The following is a 17,118-nucleotide window of genomic DNA, read 5'->3' as shown; positions in this document are numbered from 1 at the left end:
GAGAGTCAGTACTCCGTGCCGTTGGCGCTGTTCACGCAGAGACGGCGGATGGCGGCGACGATCTCGGTGTTCGGGCTGCCCTTGACGACGTATTCGGAGACACCGGCCGAGGCCATCTGGGCGATGGACCGGGTGTCGCTGTGCGCGGAAAAGGCCATCAGCCGGGTATGGGGAACCCGCCGCCGGATCTCCCTCGCCATCCACGCGCCGCCGCCACCCGGGATCCGGACGTCGAGCACGGCGACCTCCGGGGACAGCAGTTCGGCGAGGGCGACCGCTTCCCCCGCGGTGAGCGCGATGGCGACCACTTCGATGTCGGGTTCGGTCTCCAGGAGGGCGCGCAGGGCGTCCCCGATGACCGGATTGTCGTCCGCTACGAGCACCCGAAGTCTGGGGGGCGGCGTTCGGTTCATGACCCAGTCCGTGCCCGCGGTGTCGGCGGTGCCGGTGGTGGTCGCGGGCCCGCCGCCGAGCTTGGCGTGCCTCAGCAAGACAGTCGTCGTTCGCCTTCGCTCGGCTGCTCGACGAGCGTCCTGGCGACGTCGTGGATCTTCATGTTGTTGTTGCGGCAGAACGAACGCAGCAGGTCGAACGCCGAATCGATGTCGATCTGGTAGCGCTCGGCGAGGATTCCCTTCGCCTGTTCGATGGGCAGCCGGTGGTCCAGCGCGTACTGGAGTTGCTCGGCACGGGCGCGGTAGAAACGGACGCGGTTGCGCATGGCCACGACGTCGTCTGCCGGGTCTGGGGTGCCGGACGAGTGAGCCGGCGAAAGCGTGGTCTCGGACATGGGGTGATCGTCGCAGCGGCGGACCGGCTCCGGGAAGAAGACAACGTCCTGACTCGCCTGATGCAAATGGACCGGGTCCGGCGGCCAGGGCACTCGAACGGGCGCCGAACAGGGTCCTTTGGCCGGTCGCAGTAACCGGTCGTGCACCGTACGCTCTGAGCCGAGGAGGGAAACCGTGGAGGTCGGAATGCTCCGGGTGTTTCTGGTCGACGACCACGAGGTGGTCCGCCGAGGTGTCGCGGACCTGCTCGAGGAGGACGAAGGCCTGTGCGTTGTCGGCCAGGCGGCCACGTTTTCCCAGGCGCTGGCGAGGATTCCGGCGCTGCGGCCCGACGTCGCGGTCCTCGACGTGCGGCTGCCGGACGGCAACGGCGTCGAACTCGCGCGGGAACTGAGGTCCAGGATCCCCGAGCTGAAATGCCTGATGCTCACCTCCTACACCGACGAGCAGGCGATGCTGGACGCCATCATGGCGGGCGCGAGCGGGTTCGTCATCAAGGACATCCGGGGGATGGACCTGGTGGCCGCGGTCAAGGAGGTCGGCCTCGGCCGGTCGCTGCTGGACGCGCGCGCCGCCGCGACGCTGATGGCGAAGTTCCGCGACGACTCGGTCAGGAAGGGCCCCCTCGCCGGGCTTTCGGAGCAGGAGCGCACGCTGCTGGAGCTGATCGGCGAAGGGCTGACCAACCGGCAGATCGCCGAACGGATGTTCCTCGCCGAGAAGACCGTCAAGAACTACGTGTCCCGGTTGCTCACGAAGCTCGGCATGCAGCGGCGTACCCAGGCGGCGGTGCTGGCCACGGAACTGCGACGGCAGTGACGGATCACCGTGCTCAGGCGGAAACGAATGTTTCGAGCAGGACGTCCTCCAGTGGGCGGCGCGGGGTCCAGGGCAACGGCAAGCCGTAGCCGAGGCGCAGCAGGACCTGCGGCCACACACCACAGCCGAGAAGGCGCCTGAGTTCGGCCCGTGCCGATGGGACCCTGATCGGCGGCGAGATGAACGACGCGGCCAGTCCCGCGGAGGTCGCGGTGAGCAGGGCCCGTTGCAGCGCCTGGCCCGCTTGCAGCCGGTCGAGCCGTTCGTCGGTCAACGACCCGATCACCACCACCAGCCGATCCGGCCGCGTGCCCTCGCCGGGGCCGCCGAATTCCTGGAGGAGCCAGCTTTCGTCGGCGGGGGCGCCGGCGGTCGCGTAGGACGGCACCCCGTCGCGGGTACCCGCGCCCAGCTGGGTCCAGCGGCCGAGTTCGGCGACGAAAGCGGGATCGGCGAGCTGGTCTCCTCGCGCGCGGGCGGTGAGGTCACGCAGATGACGGCACTGTTCGGCGTCGAGGCTCGGCATCCACGCGTGCTCGAGTTCGGTGGCGTGGCGGAGCGTGGTGAGGGCCGAGCGTGGGACGGCGGCGGGCCGGAACGGCCGCCGGTTGGTCCGGCGGCGGGGGATCGCGCGGGCGAGCCGGGCGATCTTGGGATCGGGGGTGCGTTCGGCCAGGGGACGGACGACGGCCAGCAGATCGGGATCGGCGCGGCTCGGCAGGAGGGTCGTCGCCGGATGGAAGCCCAGTGCGTGGATCGCCGTCCGGAGGGTGAACAGGGCGGCACCGCACGAGAGGACGAGTTCGCGTCCGTCCGGATCCGTGACCGGTAGGATCCGGCGCGGATCGGCGTGGAGTTCGATCCCGGTGCCGGCGCACCGGAAAAGCCACGGCTGGGTGTTGTGCGTCGACGGGGCCAGCATGGCCGACCGGAGCACGGAATTCACCTGATCGGAGTTCAAACGTCCGACCCTGGTGACTTGTAAGGTCATGGTTTCTCCCATCGCCGCGCCACGGGCAATGCCGTATCTCCGAGAACCACGGTTTCTCGGTGAGACGGTCCCGCCTGCGATGCGGGGCCGAAAGAGGAAAAAGTCACCACGGCCGCGAGTCGTCCCGATCTTCGGAGGCGAAGCAGATGCCGGCTCAGGACGGGCTGGGCGGAAGCGACGACCGGATCTCCGGCGCGCTGTCCCAGTTGCGGGTCCGTGAGGTGCTGGGGGATCTCCAGGATCGCATCGAACGGCTCATCGGCACGCGCGACAAGATGGACGGCCTGCTCGAAGCGGTGCTCGCCATCGCCTCGGGGCTGGAGCTGGACACCACGCTGCGCCGGATCGTGCAGGCGGCGATCGATCTCGGCGAAGCCACCTACGGGGCGCTCGGGGTGATCGCGGACGACGGTTCGCTCGCCGAATTCGTCTATCTCGGCATCGACGGCGAGACGAAACAGCAGATCGGGCATCTGCCGAAAGGTCACGGCCTGCTGGGTTACGTCATCGAGGAGGCGAAACCGGTGCGGCTGGCCGACATCTCCAGGCATCCCGCGTCGGTCGGTTTCCCGCCGTGCCATCCGCCGATGCGGTCCTTCCTCGGCGTGCCGATCCGGGTACGCGACGAGGTGTTCGGAAATCTCTACCTCACCGAAAAACGCGGGGAGAGTTTCACCGACGACGACGAAGTGGTCGTCCAGGCGCTCGCCGCCGCGGCCGGGATCGCCATCGAGAACGCCCATCTCTACGAGCAGGCACGGATCCGGCAGCAGTGGCAGGCCGCGACCAGCGAGGTGACGACGGAACTGCTGGGCGGCACCGATCCGGTCGAGGCGCTGAACCTGATCGCCAGCCGGGCCCTGGAACTGACCGGCTCCGACCTCACTTTGCTGGCCCTTCCCGGTTCCGGCAGGGTCGACGTCAGCCAGCAGGGCGAGGAAGAGGCCGACGAACTCACCATCGCCGTCTGCGCCGGCGCGCGGTCCGGGGAGCTGACCGGGACGCGGATCAGCGTCGCCGCCTCGTTGCCGGGCGCGGTCTATCGCGACCGGACCCCGCGCAGTGTGCCCGAACTGGTGCTCGGTGACGACCGGGAACTGTCCTTCGGCCCGACGCTGGTGGTGCCGCTGCGTGCCAGGGAACGCACGTCCGGGGTGCTGATGGCGGTGCGGAATCCGGGTGCGACCCCGTTCGAGCTCGCCCAGCTGCCGGTGGTGGCCTCGTTCGCCGACCAGGCCGCGCTCGCGCTCCAGCTCGCCGTACAGCAGCGCACGGCCAGGGAACTCGACGTACTGGCCGACCGTGACCGGATCGCGAGGGATCTGCACGATCACGTGATCCAGCGGCTGTTCGCGGTCGGTCTCGCCATGCAGAGCACACACCGGCGGGCACACACACCGGAACTGCGGCGGCGGATCGGCGAGAGCATCGACCAGATGCACGAGATCGTGCACGAGATCCGCACGGCGATCTTCGATCTCCACGGCGGTGAGGCGGGACAGCACGACGTCCGGCTGCGGCACCGGCTCTACGACTCGATCACCGAACTCACCGACGACACCCCGATCCATCCGACGGTCAGCCTGTCCGGGCCGCTCGACTCGATCCCGCTCCTGTTCGCCGAACACGCCGAGGCGGTGGTGCGGGAGACGGTCGGGAACGTCGTCCGGCACGCGGGGGCGAACGGTGTTTCGGTGAGCGTCGTGGTGAAGGACGACGTCCTGCGGATCGTGGTCACCGACGACGGCGCCGGGATCGGCGAGGCGCCCGGCGGCTTCGGCGCCCTGCGGAATCTCCGCGACCGCGCGGAAAAGGCGGGCGGGCGGTTCCGGGTGGAGACACGCGAAGAGGGCGGCACCCGCGTCGAGTGGTCCGCCCCCTTGCGCTGAGCTCTCAGTTCGCCGAGTGGGCGGCGAGGATCCCGTCGACTTCCGTGACTTCCACCGCGCGCGAGACCTCGGCGTCGACGTCGGAGGCGACGGTCTCGAGGAGCTCCGCGGTGAGGTCCGAAAGCGCGCGTGCCACAGCGAGATAGGCACCGACCTGGGAGACCGAACTGTCTCTCAGCCCGGCGTGCGCCAGCCCGACGCCGATGAACTCACCGCCGTCCCGATGCCGGAGCAACGCCTCCGCGCGCACCCGGTACGGCCCGTGCTGCAGGGAAACGTCAATGGTCCATTTGCCGGTGTTGTCGGTCATCGTCGGCTCCGTTCCGGTCATCGAGACTCCCATCGCCGCCGTCGATGGCACAGGGTCCTAAGTCCTCGCTCCGCGAAAAAACGGGGGCGAAAGTCCTCGGGATTCGTGACCGGCGGCCGCTGCGGTCGCCGGGTACCCCGGCAGAAGGTGGGTCAACCCCACATTTCCCGGAGTCCACGATGCAGATCCCGTTGCCGACCCATGTCGACCAGGCGGTGGCGGCCGCCGTGCGCGCGCCGTCACCGCTCAACACCCAGCCGTGGCGGTTCGTCGTCGACCGGGAGCGGATCGAGGTGTGGCTCGACCGCACCAGGGTGCTCCGCATCGCCGATCCGGACGCCCGCGAAGCCCGCCTCGCGTGCGGCGCGGCGGTGTTCAACCTGATCGTTTCCCTGCGGTCGAACGGGAAGACGCTCTCGCTGCGGGTGCTGCCGTCACCGGAGGAGCCGGACCTGCTCGCCGACCTCCGGATCGACGGCGACTGGTTTTCCTCGGCGGAAGAACGGAAGCTGGCCGAGGCCGTCTTTCGGCGTCACACGAACCGCCGCCCGTTCCTGAACAGGCCGGTGCCCGTGTGGGCGCGGACGACACTGCGGGCTTCCGCGCTGGTGGAGGGCGGGCTGCTCGAGCTGTTCGGCCGAGGCGACCGGGCGGACGCCGTCGCACGGGTCCTGCACCGGGCCGAAGCCGCGCAGGCGCGCAACGGCGCGTTCCAGGCGGAGGTCGCGTTGTGGACGCGGCGGTCGGCCAACACCCCCGACGGTGTCACGGCGCCGGACCGGCCGCCGTCGCCGCACGGTATCCCCGCGCAGGAATCGTTCTCCGCCGCCGAGCCCGAAGGCGGCGAGCCGGTGCTGGGCGCGGTACTGACCGCGGACGGCGGACCCGCCGCGGACCTGCGGGCGGGGATGGTGCTGCAACGGGTGCTGCTGACCGCGACGGCGGCCGGGCTCGCGACGTCGTTCGTCGGCAGGCCGTTCGAGACGCGGGAGACGCGGGCGGCGATGGACCGGATCTTCGCCGATCTCGGCCGTCCGCACGCGGTGCTGCGACTGGGCTACGGGCGTCCGGTGGCGATGACCGAGCGCAGGCCGGTCGAGGAGGTGATGGTCCGGCGGTCCGAGGCGATCCTCTGACGGTCGGGGAGCGACCGACCGGCAGGCCTTTCCACGCGCCGGGCCGGCGCTGCGCGACGCGTGGATTGACAAGGCCGCTGGTGGATCGGTCGAGCTGTACTTCCGTGTCGGTACCGGCCGTTCGGGGGGCTGCCCGGCCGGTACCGACACACCAGAGAAGAGGGGACCCCGCCGCGAGAATGACGCCTGGCCGAGTCTTTCACCTGACCGAGTGAATCAGGCGGTTTGGTGGGCGGCATTGATCCATTCGGGGTATAAGCCTCAGCCGAGGAAGGCCTGTAGCTCGTCGATGACCGCCCGCGGCTGTTCCTCGGCCACGAAGTGCCCCGAATCGGCGATCTTGCGCACCCGGACGTCCACCGCCTTGGACGGCAGGACGGCCGCGAGGTAGTCGTAATTGAACTCCGACCCCAGGCCCAGCATCGGGGCGGTGATCTTCCCGTAGGCCTTCTGATCCTCGATGTCCTGGCCGAACGCCTGGTACCAGCCGTTGCCCGCCCGGATCGCGTCCGGACGGTCGTACGCGGCGGCGTAGATCGCCCGGTCCCGGTCGCCGATGGAGGCCGGATCGGCCACCAGATGGTCGAACATCCAGTCGACGAGGAACCGCGCCCGGCCGGCCAGCAGCTGCTCGGGCAGGGTGGCGACCTGGTTGAAGGCGAACCACCAGACGTGCACATGCTGGCCGGGCGGGGCCAGCATCGGGATCTGGTAGAGGCTTTCGTCCGGGTGGGAGACGTCCATGAGCGTGACGGTCTTGGTCGCCTCCGGGTGGTTGGCGGCGAAGCTGAACGCGACCATCGCGCCGATGTCGTGAGCCGCGATATGCGCCTGCCGGTAGCCCAGCGCGCGGACCAGTTCGAAGATGTCACGGGCCATCGTCTTCTTGTCGTACCCGCCCTGGGGCTTCTCCGAGCCGCCCATGCCCCGCAGGTCGACGGCGATCACGCGGTAGCGCTTGGCCAGGGTGGGCATGATCTTCCGGTACTGCCACCAGGTCTCCGGCCAGCCCGGCAGCAGGATGAGCGGCTCGCCCCGGCCGCCCGCGACGTAGTGCAGCCGGACGCCGTTGACCTGCGCGTACGCACTGCGGAATCCGCCGGGGAGGGAACGGGCGAGTTCCGCGTCGCCGGGAGTGTTCGGCCGGCCGGCCTCGGCGGTCCCGGCCGAGGCCACCAGCGCGGCCGCGGCACCCGCGCCCAGGGTGAGCATGGAGCGGCGGTTGAGGAAGGAACGGCTCTCTTCGGTCATGTACTGAATCCTGGGCCAGGAGGCGCCCCGACCGTGAGCGGTGTTTTCGCCAACGCGCGTCGGTTTCCGGACAGCCCGGTTTCAGGACAGCATGGGTTCGAGGACACCCAGCCGGGTCCCGAAGGTGTCCCGGTACGCCACCGGCGTGACCCCCACCTGCCGCCGGAAGTGCGGCCGGAGCGCGGCCGAGGAGGAGAACCCGCAGTACCGGGCGATCTCGTCGACCGGGAGGTCGGTGGATTCGAGCAGCTGCTGGGCGCGGATGACCCGCTGATGGGTGAGCCAGGTGCCGGGCGCGGCGCCGGTGATCTCCCGGAACCGGCGGTCGTAGTTGCGCCTGCTCATATGCGCCCGTCTGGCCAGTTCGTCGACCGGGAGCGCGGTGTCGAGCCGGGTGAGCGCCCACGCCATCGTCTCCGAGACCGGGTCGCCCTCGTCGAGTTCGGGCATCGGCGACTCGATGTACTGCGCCTGCCCGCCGGGCCGGTGCGGCGGGACCACCATGCCCTTCGCGAGCCGGTTCGCCACCTCCGCGCCGCACCACGAGCGGATCAGGTGGAGGCCGAGGTCCATCCCGGCGGCGCCACCGCCGGAGGTCAGGATGTCACCGTCGTCGATGTAGAGCACCGATTCGTCGATGCGGACCGCCGGGAAGCGGGCGGCGAGCAACGGCGCCATCGCCCAGTGTGTGGTCGCCGGACGGCCGTCGAGCAGTCCCGCGGCGGCCAGCACGAACGCGCCGCTGCACAATCCGGCGACCCGGGCGCCTCGGTCGTGCGCCGTGCGGAGGGCGGCCAGCGCCGCTTCCGGCGGGTTCTCCGCCGGCGACCGCCAGTTCGGGACCAGCACCAGATCGGCGTCACGGATCGCGTCGAGGTCCTCGGGGACCGGGACGGTGAGGCCGCCACCCCGCAGCGCGGCCCCCCGCTCGCCCCCGACGACCCGGATCTCGAGGTCGGGCAGTTCTCCGAACTGCGCGGCCATGTCGAAGACCCCGAACGCGAACGACATCGCGCCGAGTGAAGCCCCGTTGAAGACCACGACGGCCAGCCGTTTCATGCTTTCGAGTCTAATCGCGACACCAGGCCCGCGGAGCTGGTTTCCGACTGTCCGAAGGGGACGGTAGATTCGCCGGACAGATCGACTGGGGAGAAGGAAGCATCGATGTCGTATCCGCAGGGACCCCAATGGGGACAGGGCTACCCGCAGCAGGGCCCGCCCCAGCAGTATCCGCAGCAGCAATACCCGCAGCAGGGGTATCCGCCGCCCGGGTACGGCGGGCCGCAGTTCCCGGGGCAGCAGCCGCCGAAGAAGGGCAACGGCCTGATGATCGGGCTCATCGCCGGCGGAGGCGCGCTCGTGGTGATCGTCTTCGTGATCCTTGCTTTCGTGGCACCCGGTTTCCTGCTGAGTGACGACAAACCGTCGTCTTCGTCGAGCGCCACCAAGACTCCGCTCAGCGTCGAGTGGGGGTCGGTCCTGGCGGGCAAGTTCATGCTCGCGGTGTTCGGCGACGAAGCCGACAAGGCCGCCGAATCGGCCTGTGCGGATTCCAAGGAAAAGGTCCGTGCCGCGGCGAAGGCCCTGGGGGACCGGAACGCGTCGCTCACCGCGAAGGATCCGCGAGCGGCCGGCCCGGACCTGATCTCGGTGACGATGTCCGGAACGCTGAACTACGAGTCGGAGTTCAGCACGACGATGGAGGTCCGCCGGGAAGGCGAGGACAAGTACTGCATCGTCTCGGTCTCGCCGCTGCCGCCTGCTTGAGTCAGGGGAGCAGGCCGAGCCGCCGCGCGTACGTGACGGCCTGCAACCGGGAGTTCGCGTCGAGTTTGCGCATCGCGTCCCGCAGGTAGCTCTTGACCGTTTCGGTGGTCAGGCCCAGCCGGTCGGCGATCTCGGCGTTGGTCAGGCCGAGAGCCACGAGCGCGACGGTGTCCAGTTCCCTCGGCGCGAGGCGGACCGCCGCGGTGGCGGCGCCGGTCAGGTTCTCGCAGACCTCGTCGAGACGGGCACGGAGCGTATTGTCGGCGACCTGACCGGCAAGGGCGCGGAGTTCGCCGTAGACCTCGCGTAGCCGTTCCCGCGGCGCGGCGTCCTCCTGATGCTCGGCGAGCGGTCGCGCCTGGGCCAGCCGCTTCTCGATCTCGTCCTCGACGGCCATCGTCTGTTCGAGGTCGCGCGCGGCGTGCAGCGCGGCGGTGATCGTGCGGTCGGAGAGGACGGCCTCGTCGCGCAGGCCGCCGTACAGCACGGCGCGGACCCGGCGGCGCACCACGACCGGGATCGCGACCACGGAGTGGATGCCCTCGTCGCGGACCGGTTCGTCGTAGTCGTGACTGATCGTGGTCGCGCTGTGGTAGCCGTTGGCGACCACCGGCCGGGTCAGGGCGAGCGCCTTGCCGCCGAGGCCGAGGCCCGCGCGGACGGACAGGCCGTCGAGTGCGGTGCCGCGGTTGCCGAGGAACGCGGTCAGCTTCATCCGCGGCGAGGGACCCGCGATCCCGGCGAATCCGACCGGCAGACCGGTGTCGCGGCGCAGGTTCGAGACCGCGCCGAGCAGCTGGGCGTCGTCGACCCGCATCGGCTCACCCTCCTCGGTGATCCCCCTCGATCGGGGGTGGTGGCGGATCCGGTCCGCCCGCACGATTCCCGGAACTGTACGCCTTCGGAAGTTCGCGGGAGAAACGATGACCGAAGCTCACGTCCGGCGGTTGCTCGAGGTCTACGGCGACGGGCTCGCGAGCGCCGCGACCCTGCTGTGCGACCGGCATCCCGCGGACGCGGTGGCGTTCACTGTGATCGAACCCGGCCTGACCGCCCACGACCTGACCTACGGCGAACTGCGCGAGCGGTCGGAGCGGTTCGCCGGGGCACTGGCCGGCCTCGGGGTGGGGCCGGGGGACCGGGTGGCGACCCTGATGGGCAAGTCGGCGGAGCTGGTGGTGGCGCTGCTGGCGATCTGGCGGCTGGGCGCGGTGCATGTTCCGCTGTTCACCGCGTTCGCGCCGCCCGCGATCGCGCTGCGGATCACCGGCAACGGCACGAAGGTCGTCGTCGCCGACGCGGACCAGCTGGCGAAACTGGAGCCGTCCGCGGACCTGCCCGCCGACGACGGGCGCCGGATCGTCGTCGCCGGTGACGCCGCCGGTGGAGCCCTGTCGTTCGGAGAGCTGGAGAACAGTGCGGCGCCGTGGCCGGAAGCGGCGGTGACCGGCGGTTCCGGGGTGCTGGTCGAGTTGTTCACCTCCGGGACCACCGGGACGCCCAAAGCGGTCCCGATCCCGCTCCGCGCGCTCGCGGGTTTCCAGGCGTACCAGGACTTCGCGCTGGACGTCCGGGCCGACGACGTCTTCTGGAACGCCGCGGACCCCGGATGGGCGTACGGGCTGTACTACGCGATCATGACGCCGATGGCGACCGGCAGGCGGAGCCTGTTGCTGCACGCCGGTTTCTCGGCCGAGCTGACCTGGGCGGTGCTGGAGAAGTTCGGCGTCACCAACTTCGCCGCCGCGCCGACGGTGTACCGCGCGCTCCGTAACGCGGACGCGCCGGTGCCGGACGGTCTCCGGCTGCGGCACTGCTCGTCGGCGGGCGAACCGCTGACGCCGGACGTCCTGGAGTGGGCGTCGTCGAAGCTGGGCGTCGGCGTTCATGACCACTATGGACAGACCGAACTCGGCATGGTGGTGGGCAACGCCTGGCATCCGGACCTCCGCGCGGAGGTCAAACCGGGTTCCATGGGACGGGTTCTGCCGGGCTTCGCCGTCGAGGTCCTCCGGGAAGACGCCGACGTGGTGGCGGAGCCGGGGGAGCGTGGCCGCGTCGCCTTGGACCTTCCCGCGAGTCCGTTGCTGTGGTTCCGGGGTTACCGTGATGCCCCCGAACGCACCGCCGCCCGGTTCAGCCCCGACGGCCGCTGGTACTACACGGGCGACGTCGCCGCCAAGGACGCCGACGGCTACCTGACCTTCGCCTCACGCGATGACGACGTCATCCTGATGGCCGGCTACCGGATCGGCCCGTTCGACGTGGAAAGCGTTCTGCAGCAGCATTCCGCCGTGGCCGAGTCCGCCGTGATCGGCGTGCCGGACGCGTTGCGGGGCGAGGTGGTCGTGGCCTACGTGGTGGTACGGGACGGCGTCACCGCCGACGCGGAGCTGGCGGACGAGCTGCGGCGTCTGGTCAAGACACGGTTCGCCGCGCACGCTTACCCGCGTGAGGTGCACTTCGTGGACGCGCTGCCCAAAACGCCCAGCGGGAAGATCCAGCGCTTCCTGTTGCGGAAGCGGCACGCGTCCTGAGGGTCCACAAAGGACACTATTGGTCGATCGGCCAGGTCTCGTCCTTCAGCAACCGCTTGAGCACCTTGCCGGTCGCGTTCCGGGGCAGTTCCTCGACGAAGTACACGTCCCGTGGCACCGCGAAACGCGCCAGCCGACGGTGGATGTAGGCGCGGACGTCCTCGGCGTTCATCCGGGCCCCGTGTTTCGGGACGATGTAGGCGGCGAACCGTTGCCCGTACTCGCGGTCCGGCACGCCGATCACGGCCGCTTCGTGGACACCGGGCAGCGCGACGATGGCCTCCTCGACCGGGCGCGGTGACACGTTCTCCCCGCCGGACACGATCATCTCGTCGGCCCGGCCGGTGACGAAGAGGCGACCGGAGGCGTCCTGGTAGCCGACGTCACCGGTCGCCATCAGTTCGTCCGCGCGCGGCACGCTGGCGCCGTCGGTGTAGCCCTCGAACAGCATGTCGTTGCCGACGAAGATCTGTCCCTCCCAGCCCGGCGGGACGCGGTTGTGCTCCTCGTCGAGGATGGCGACGCGGGTGCCGGGCGGACAGCGGCCGGCGGTCGTCGGCGCCGCGCGGAGGTCTTCGGGGGTGGCGATACTCGCCCACGAAACCTCGGTGGAGCCGTAGAAGTTGTAGAGCACGTCGCCGAAGGTGTCCATGAACTCGGTGACGATCGTCCCCGGCAGCGCGGAACCGCTGCTGGCGACGATGCGCAGCGACGACAGGTCGTACCGGCTGCGGATCCGCTCGGGCAGATCGAGGATGCGCTGCAACATGATCGGGACGGCGAACAGCACGCCCGCCCGGTGTTCGGCGATGGTCCTCAGGATCTCTTCCGCGTCGAAGCGGCGGATCAGCGACAGCGACGCCCGCACCGCCATCCCGATCTGCATCCCGGCGAGGCCCCAGCTGTGGAACAGGGGCGCGGCCACCACGAACCGGTCACCGGTGCGGAGCGGGATGCGGTCCAGCATGGCGGCCGAGGTCGCGAGTCCCTTCGGCGTCGGACGGCGCGCGCCCTTGGGTGTTCCCGTGGTGCCCGAGGTCAGCACGACGAGCCTGCCGATCCGGTCCACCGGCTTGAGTTTGGTGGTGGGCACCCCGGCGATCAGCTGGTCGATCGTCGGATAACCGTTCTCGGTCTCCGGCCAGGTGGACAGCCGCAGGAAATCGCCGGGGATGTCGGCGATGACGCGCGAGAACTCGTCGTCGGCGAGCACCGCCACCGGTTTGTGCAGGTCGACGACGTTCGCGACCGCGCCGGCGGAAAGCCCGGTGTTGAGCAGGATCGCGTCCGCCCCGAGTTTGCTGCACGCGATCAGGCACTCGACCATCGCGGCGTGGTTGCGGCACAACAGGGCGATCCGGTCGCGGGAGCGGACTCCGCGCAGTGCCAGTGCGTTCGCGATCTGGTTGCTGCGTTCCGCCGCCTGCTTGAACGTCCGGACGTTGCGCTCGTCGTGCAGCGCGACGTCGTCCGGCACCCGGGCGGCGTTGGCCGTGTAGCCGCCCGCGACCGTCGCGCCCCACTGCGAGAGCGAGGTGAGCTGCCGGGCGATCTTGTCCGGCCGCGCGGCCGCGAGCACCCCGGCCTTGATCAGCGTGCTGGCCGTGTGCAGCGTGGTGGCCTTGGTATGCGCGGGTTCCTCTTGCGGTGGCGCGGCCCGCCCCGAAAGGTGCAGGTCGATCCGCCGGGTCACCGCGCGGACGGTGCGTTTGAACGAGGCGGCGGACACCAGATGCGCGTTCCGCGCGGGAAGCATCAGCTGTGCGACGAGTTCCGTGCCGTTGTCGGGAGCCTGCCGCAGCTCGATCGAGACCCAGTTGCCGTCGTCCTCGACGCCGCACCAGACGACATGCTCACCGGGCCGCCAGACCCGGGCTTCGATGTCGCCGACGACGAGCTTGCCCGGCCTCGGCTCCAGCCGGATGAGGCATTTCGGGCCGCGTCCGCGTTCGGCGGACTGCCGGATCTCGCACCAGCTGATCTCCGCGACGAACCTCGAGTAGGACTCGGGATCGCCGATCACTTCCCAAACCTGGCCGGGAGAGTGCCCGAGGATCGAGCTCGCCTGGACCACATCGTCTCGCATGCGATTCGCCTCACCACGCGCGTTCGGGTGTTGACCGGGCAGCTGCCGGCGCCTCCTTCGTCATTCAAGTTCGGCGAACTTACCAGCAATCGGCCGAACGCAGTACTCCGAACGACACGGGTTTCGCGCCCGCCGCAAGGAACCTCCACCGAAAGGGTAGGCGCTCGCGGCCGGTGAGGCCGTCTGCCGAGGAGCTTGATCGCGACGTCCGATTCTCGCCAGCGTCCGTCGCGCGGCGCGGCGAAGCTGGCGGTCGTGACAGTGACCACGTCAGCGGCCGAGGCCGCGCACACCCGTATAGAGCCCGGAATCCTCTACTTCGGCACCCCGGTGGTGCTTCTCTCGACGGTCGACGAGACCGGGGCCGGAAACCTGGCTCCGATGTCGTCGGCGTTCTGGCTCGGCTGGCGGGGGATGCTCGGACTGGGCGCGAAATCCAAGACGGCGCAGAATCTCATGCACAACCGCGAATGTGTTCTGAATCTCCCTTCCGACGACCTGGCGGCCGCGGTGGACCGGCTGGCACTGACCACCGGATCGGATCCCGTCCCGCCGCGGAAGTACGAACGCGGCTACCGGCACGAAGCGGACAAGTTCGGCCGGGCCGGGCTCACCCCGGTCGCTTCGGAGACCGTCCGCCCGGCGCGGGTGGCGGAATGCCCGGTGGCGATGGAGGCCGTCGTCGAGGCCGTCCACCCGCTCGCCGAGGACGACGAGGCGCAACGCGGCGGGGTGCTCGTGTTCGAGGTCCGCGTGCAGCGCGTCCACGTCCACGACGACATCCGGATGCCGGGTACCGACGACCGGATCGACCCCGACCGGTGGCGGCCGCTGATCATGAGCTTCCAGAAGCTCTACGGCCTCGGCCCGCAGGTCCATCCGTCGACGCTGGCGCGGATCCCGGAACGGCTCTACCGGGGCCCCGACATCGAGCGGTCGCGGACTCAGCCCTCGCGGGTGAACGAGAACCGGTTCACCAGCGGCAGCCAGCGCTGATAGGACGCGGCCAATTCCGGCCACGACTCGCCGGACAGGCCGCGTTCGAGCTTCGGCCGCAGTTCGTGGTCGTTCAGCGACGACACGATGTCGAGCGCCTTGTCACCGGGATCCGTCCCGGCGAGGGAGGCGAAGAACCAGGAGACGGCCTCCGGGTATCCGACCAGTACCGAGAGCAGCACCAGCACCGCGCGAAACGGTGCCTCCCGCGAGCCGTCGGCGACGAACTCGGCCAGTTCTTCGCCGGCGAGCCTCGCCCGGAGCAGCCGATACAGGTTCAGGAGCCGTTTCGCGGCCCGCGGGGACCGGACGAGCGGCGCCAGTGTCGCCAGGAAGTCCAGCTCCGCCCGTGAGATGACCAGACGAGGGGGTCGAAGGTCTATTGTGGACTGTTCAGACGACGGTCCCGGTGCTGCCTCGTGCGGAGGAAGCCCGGCCGGGATTCGAGAGTGGGCGCCGGATGTCTCGTCCGCTTCCGCGGGCACGCTCACCGGTGTGGCGTCCTGACCCTCGGTGGCGGCGAGCCCGCGCACGAGCCCCGCGAACCCTGGATCGTCCATGGGGGACAACATGAACGGGACCTGGAAGATCTTCTCCAGGTAGTTCTCGGCGAAGGCTTCCGGATCGTCGCCGAGCATCTGCTCGTAGTGCTGCTCGACGGCCTTCTTCAGCCATCGCGAGTCGACGCCCACCACGACGACGAACACCGGCAGCGCAAGCAGGAGGTGAATGGCTTCGAGGACCTGGACGACGACCTTGGGCGGGCACCGGTCGAGGTCGTCGATGTAGAGCACGGTCCGCTCGATCTTGCCGGAACCGTGCGGTACTTCGGCGAGCATGGTCGCGAACGTCTCGAGGTCCTTGCGCAGCAACGAGACCACCCCGAGATGCTCGACGTAGTCCGAGAGCCGGGACTCGGCGAACGACACGAGATCCAGCCCGGGCGCGAGTTCGGTGACAGCCTTCTCGAGCCGCTCGGATTCCGCGTCCAGTTCGGCCAGCCGTCGCTCGGTCTCTTCGTCCTCTTCGGACGGACCACCGAGTTTGCCGAGTGCGTCGTGGATCCGGCCCGCGCTGGCACGCATCCGCAGGACCACGGTCAGCGCGGAACTCACCACGGTGAGCCCGCCGAGCACCCCCGAAACCTGTGACCGGCCCACGAGCAGCGTGACGACCAGGACCGTCACCAGCCCGCCGATCAGGACCAGCAACGGAACCGGATCCTGCCGCAGCCGTCGCCAGAATTCGGCGACGTCCGAACGCAGCCCGCCGGTCTCCTGCGCGAGACGTTCGAGATCCTCGGCGGTCGGCCGGTCGACCCCGAGCCGGGACGCGATCCACGCCTTGTCCGCTTCGGTGAGACTGTCGAAGACCGCGCGGACGTACTCGCGGGGCTTCCGCCGTCGCCGCGTCGCCTGCTTCTGCCGAGCGGTCAGGGTCCTGCGTTCGAGGCGGACCGCGCTGAGCCTGCCGAGGAGCGTCTTCTCGGTCTTGCGGCGTTCCGCGAGCGCGTCGGCCTGGCGCTGGAGATCGTTCTCGGCGCCGCTCGCGGCGAGGTTGTCGAAGATGTGGGTGGCGAGGCTGGCCAGAAGGTTCGCTTCGCTGTAGTGCCAGGCGTTGAAGCTGATCTGGCGGACGCTGGAACAGTAGGACGACACGGTTTTCCCGTGCGCCCCGGCCGTGGTCTCGGCCTCGCGCGCGGAATCGGCGAGTTCGCGGACCCGCAGCTGCATCTGGCGCATGAAGAAGCTCTTGCCGGAACCCCAGCTGCCGAACAGGCCGATCGACAGGGGAGGGGTGATCATCCGGGAGACGACCAGGTCGGCGAGCATCCGCACGTCGGGACCGATGCCGAGGCGGTCGACGCCGTCGTCGGTGTCGGGCCGGTAATCGGCGACGTGGGCGGAGTACAGGTCGGGGATCGGGGCGTCCGCGGGGCTCGACGGCTGTTCCTGGCCGGTCAGTCCGGCGAGCTGCCCGGCCTTGCTGAGGGGTGCCGCCCCGGGAAACATCTGATTCGCGACGAAACGCTCACCGTCGGAGAGATCCGCGGCGAGTCTCACGACCGTGGGACGAAGACGATCGAAGGCATCCCGCAATGCCGGGTTCTCGTAGCGGTCTTCGCGGATGATCCCCAAGACCCGGCGAGCGGAGTTCCGGCCGAGCCAGACCGCCAAGGCGCCGGAAAGCGAGGGGAAGGTCTCGTCCAGTTCGCCGTCCAGCCAGACGACGGCGTCGGCCGGACCCCGCAGCTGGGCGAGGTCGGTGCTCCGCGGCTTCAGGATCAGTTCGTAGTCGGAGAACGACGCCAGCAACGCTTCATAGGCTGTCCGCCGCGCTCCCGAATTGTGCTCGTAGACGATCAGGGTGACCGGGGCGGCCGACAACGCGGCCCGGATCTCCCGATCGGCGTCCCGTGGCAGGTACGGGCGCAGGTCTCCGCCGAGTGGCTGGTTCTTCAGCAGGATCGACGGATCGACGTCGCGCACCAGCACCATCCGTGCTTCCCTCCCGAGGCCGAACGGAAGGGCAAGTCTAGGCGGCC

Annotated in this window: 15 protein-coding genes; 6 read left to right on the top strand and 9 right to left on the bottom strand. The window is 69.8% G+C overall.

The window, feature by feature from the left end:
* Positions 1-5: 5 nt before the first annotated feature.
* Positions 6-383, bottom strand: a complete 378-nt coding sequence (locus L324_RS06245) for a response regulator (RefSeq protein WP_037305041.1) — start codon at positions 381-383, stop codon at positions 6-8.
* Positions 384-484: 101 nt separating this feature from the next.
* Positions 485-790, bottom strand: coding sequence for an ANTAR domain-containing protein (locus L324_RS06240; RefSeq protein ID WP_037304962.1), 306 nt, complete (start codon positions 788-790; stop codon positions 485-487).
* A 187-nt stretch (positions 791-977) separates the two neighbouring features.
* Here L324_RS06240 and L324_RS06235 point away from each other — a divergent pair, with 187 nt between their 5' ends.
* Positions 978-1,610: a response regulator gene (locus L324_RS06235; protein WP_051173690.1), complete on the top strand. Its 633-nt coding sequence runs from the start codon at positions 978-980 to the stop codon at positions 1,608-1,610.
* 13 nt (positions 1,611-1,623) lie between these two features.
* Here the strand turns inward: L324_RS06235 and L324_RS06230 are convergent, their stop codons facing one another.
* Entirely contained in the window at positions 1,624-2,601 is a 978-nt protein-coding gene (locus tag L324_RS06230) for an Acg family FMN-binding oxidoreductase (protein ID WP_081736212.1), read from the bottom strand.
* A gap of 146 nt (positions 2,602-2,747) precedes the next feature.
* Here L324_RS06230 and L324_RS06225 point away from each other — a divergent pair, with 146 nt between their 5' ends.
* Positions 2,748-4,490: a sensor histidine kinase gene (locus L324_RS06225; protein ID WP_037304959.1), complete on the top strand. Its 1,743-nt coding sequence runs from the start codon at positions 2,748-2,750 to the stop codon at positions 4,488-4,490.
* A gap of 4 nt (positions 4,491-4,494) precedes the next feature.
* On the opposite strand, the gene L324_RS06220 is transcribed toward L324_RS06225, so the two are convergent.
* Entirely contained in the window at positions 4,495-4,821 is a 327-nt protein-coding gene (locus L324_RS06220; RefSeq protein WP_037305039.1) for a dsRBD fold-containing protein, read from the bottom strand.
* A gap of 158 nt (positions 4,822-4,979) precedes the next feature.
* Here L324_RS06220 and L324_RS06215 point away from each other — a divergent pair, with 158 nt between their 5' ends.
* Entirely contained in the window at positions 4,980-5,936 is a 957-nt protein-coding gene (locus L324_RS06215) for an Acg family FMN-binding oxidoreductase (RefSeq protein WP_037304958.1), read from the top strand.
* 261 nt (positions 5,937-6,197) lie between these two features.
* Here L324_RS06215 and L324_RS06210 read toward each other — a convergent pair whose 3' ends face one another.
* Both L324_RS06210 and L324_RS06205 read right to left on the bottom strand, forming a co-directional pair.
* Positions 6,198-7,187 carry an alpha/beta fold hydrolase gene (locus tag L324_RS06210; RefSeq protein WP_037304957.1) on the bottom strand — a complete coding sequence of 330 codons (990 nt, stop codon included), beginning with the start codon at positions 7,185-7,187 and terminating at the stop codon, positions 6,198-6,200.
* 81 nt (positions 7,188-7,268) lie between these two features.
* Entirely contained in the window at positions 7,269-8,246 is a 978-nt protein-coding gene (locus tag L324_RS06205) for a GlxA family transcriptional regulator (protein ID WP_037304955.1), read from the bottom strand.
* A 105-nt stretch (positions 8,247-8,351) separates the two neighbouring features.
* On the opposite strand from L324_RS06205, the gene L324_RS06200 reads away from it, so the two are divergent.
* Complete coding sequence (locus tag L324_RS06200; protein WP_037304954.1) at positions 8,352-8,954, top strand: hypothetical protein; 603 nt, start codon at positions 8,352-8,354, stop codon at positions 8,952-8,954.
* Between the two features lies 1 nt (position 8,955).
* Here the strand turns inward: L324_RS06200 and L324_RS06195 are convergent, their stop codons facing one another.
* A complete protein-coding gene (locus L324_RS06195; RefSeq protein ID WP_037304953.1) occupies positions 8,956-9,771 on the bottom strand; it encodes a helix-turn-helix transcriptional regulator in 816 nt (271 codons plus the stop codon).
* A gap of 106 nt (positions 9,772-9,877) precedes the next feature.
* Here L324_RS06195 and L324_RS06190 point away from each other — a divergent pair, with 106 nt between their 5' ends.
* A complete protein-coding gene (locus tag L324_RS06190) occupies positions 9,878-11,491 on the top strand; it encodes an AMP-binding protein (RefSeq protein ID WP_037304951.1) in 1,614 nt (537 codons plus the stop codon).
* A 16-nt stretch (positions 11,492-11,507) separates the two neighbouring features.
* Here L324_RS06190 and L324_RS06185 read toward each other — a convergent pair whose 3' ends face one another.
* Positions 11,508-13,577 (bottom strand): AMP-binding protein, encoded by a 2,070-nt coding sequence (locus L324_RS06185; RefSeq protein ID WP_037304949.1) that lies wholly within the window; start codon positions 13,575-13,577, stop codon positions 11,508-11,510.
* A 255-nt stretch (positions 13,578-13,832) separates the two neighbouring features.
* On the opposite strand from L324_RS06185, the gene L324_RS06180 reads away from it, so the two are divergent.
* The gene (locus tag L324_RS06180; RefSeq protein WP_051173688.1) at positions 13,833-14,573 is read left to right on the top strand and encodes a flavin reductase family protein; all 741 of its coding nucleotides are present in this window, start codon (positions 13,833-13,835) and stop codon (positions 14,571-14,573) included.
* On the opposite strand, the gene L324_RS06175 is transcribed toward L324_RS06180, so the two are convergent.
* Entirely contained in the window at positions 14,522-17,071 is a 2,550-nt protein-coding gene (locus L324_RS06175) for a P-loop NTPase fold protein (protein ID WP_037304946.1), read from the bottom strand. The genes L324_RS06180 and L324_RS06175 overlap by 52 nt on opposite strands.
* Between the last annotated feature and the right edge of the window lie 47 nt (positions 17,072-17,118).

Source organism: Amycolatopsis orientalis DSM 40040 = KCTC 9412 (assembly GCF_000478275.1).
Classification (GTDB): domain Bacteria; phylum Actinomycetota; class Actinomycetes; order Mycobacteriales; family Pseudonocardiaceae; genus Amycolatopsis; species Amycolatopsis orientalis.
The sequence above is the reverse complement of the archived record's forward strand: the minus strand, read 5'-3'. Positions and strand labels throughout refer to the sequence as shown.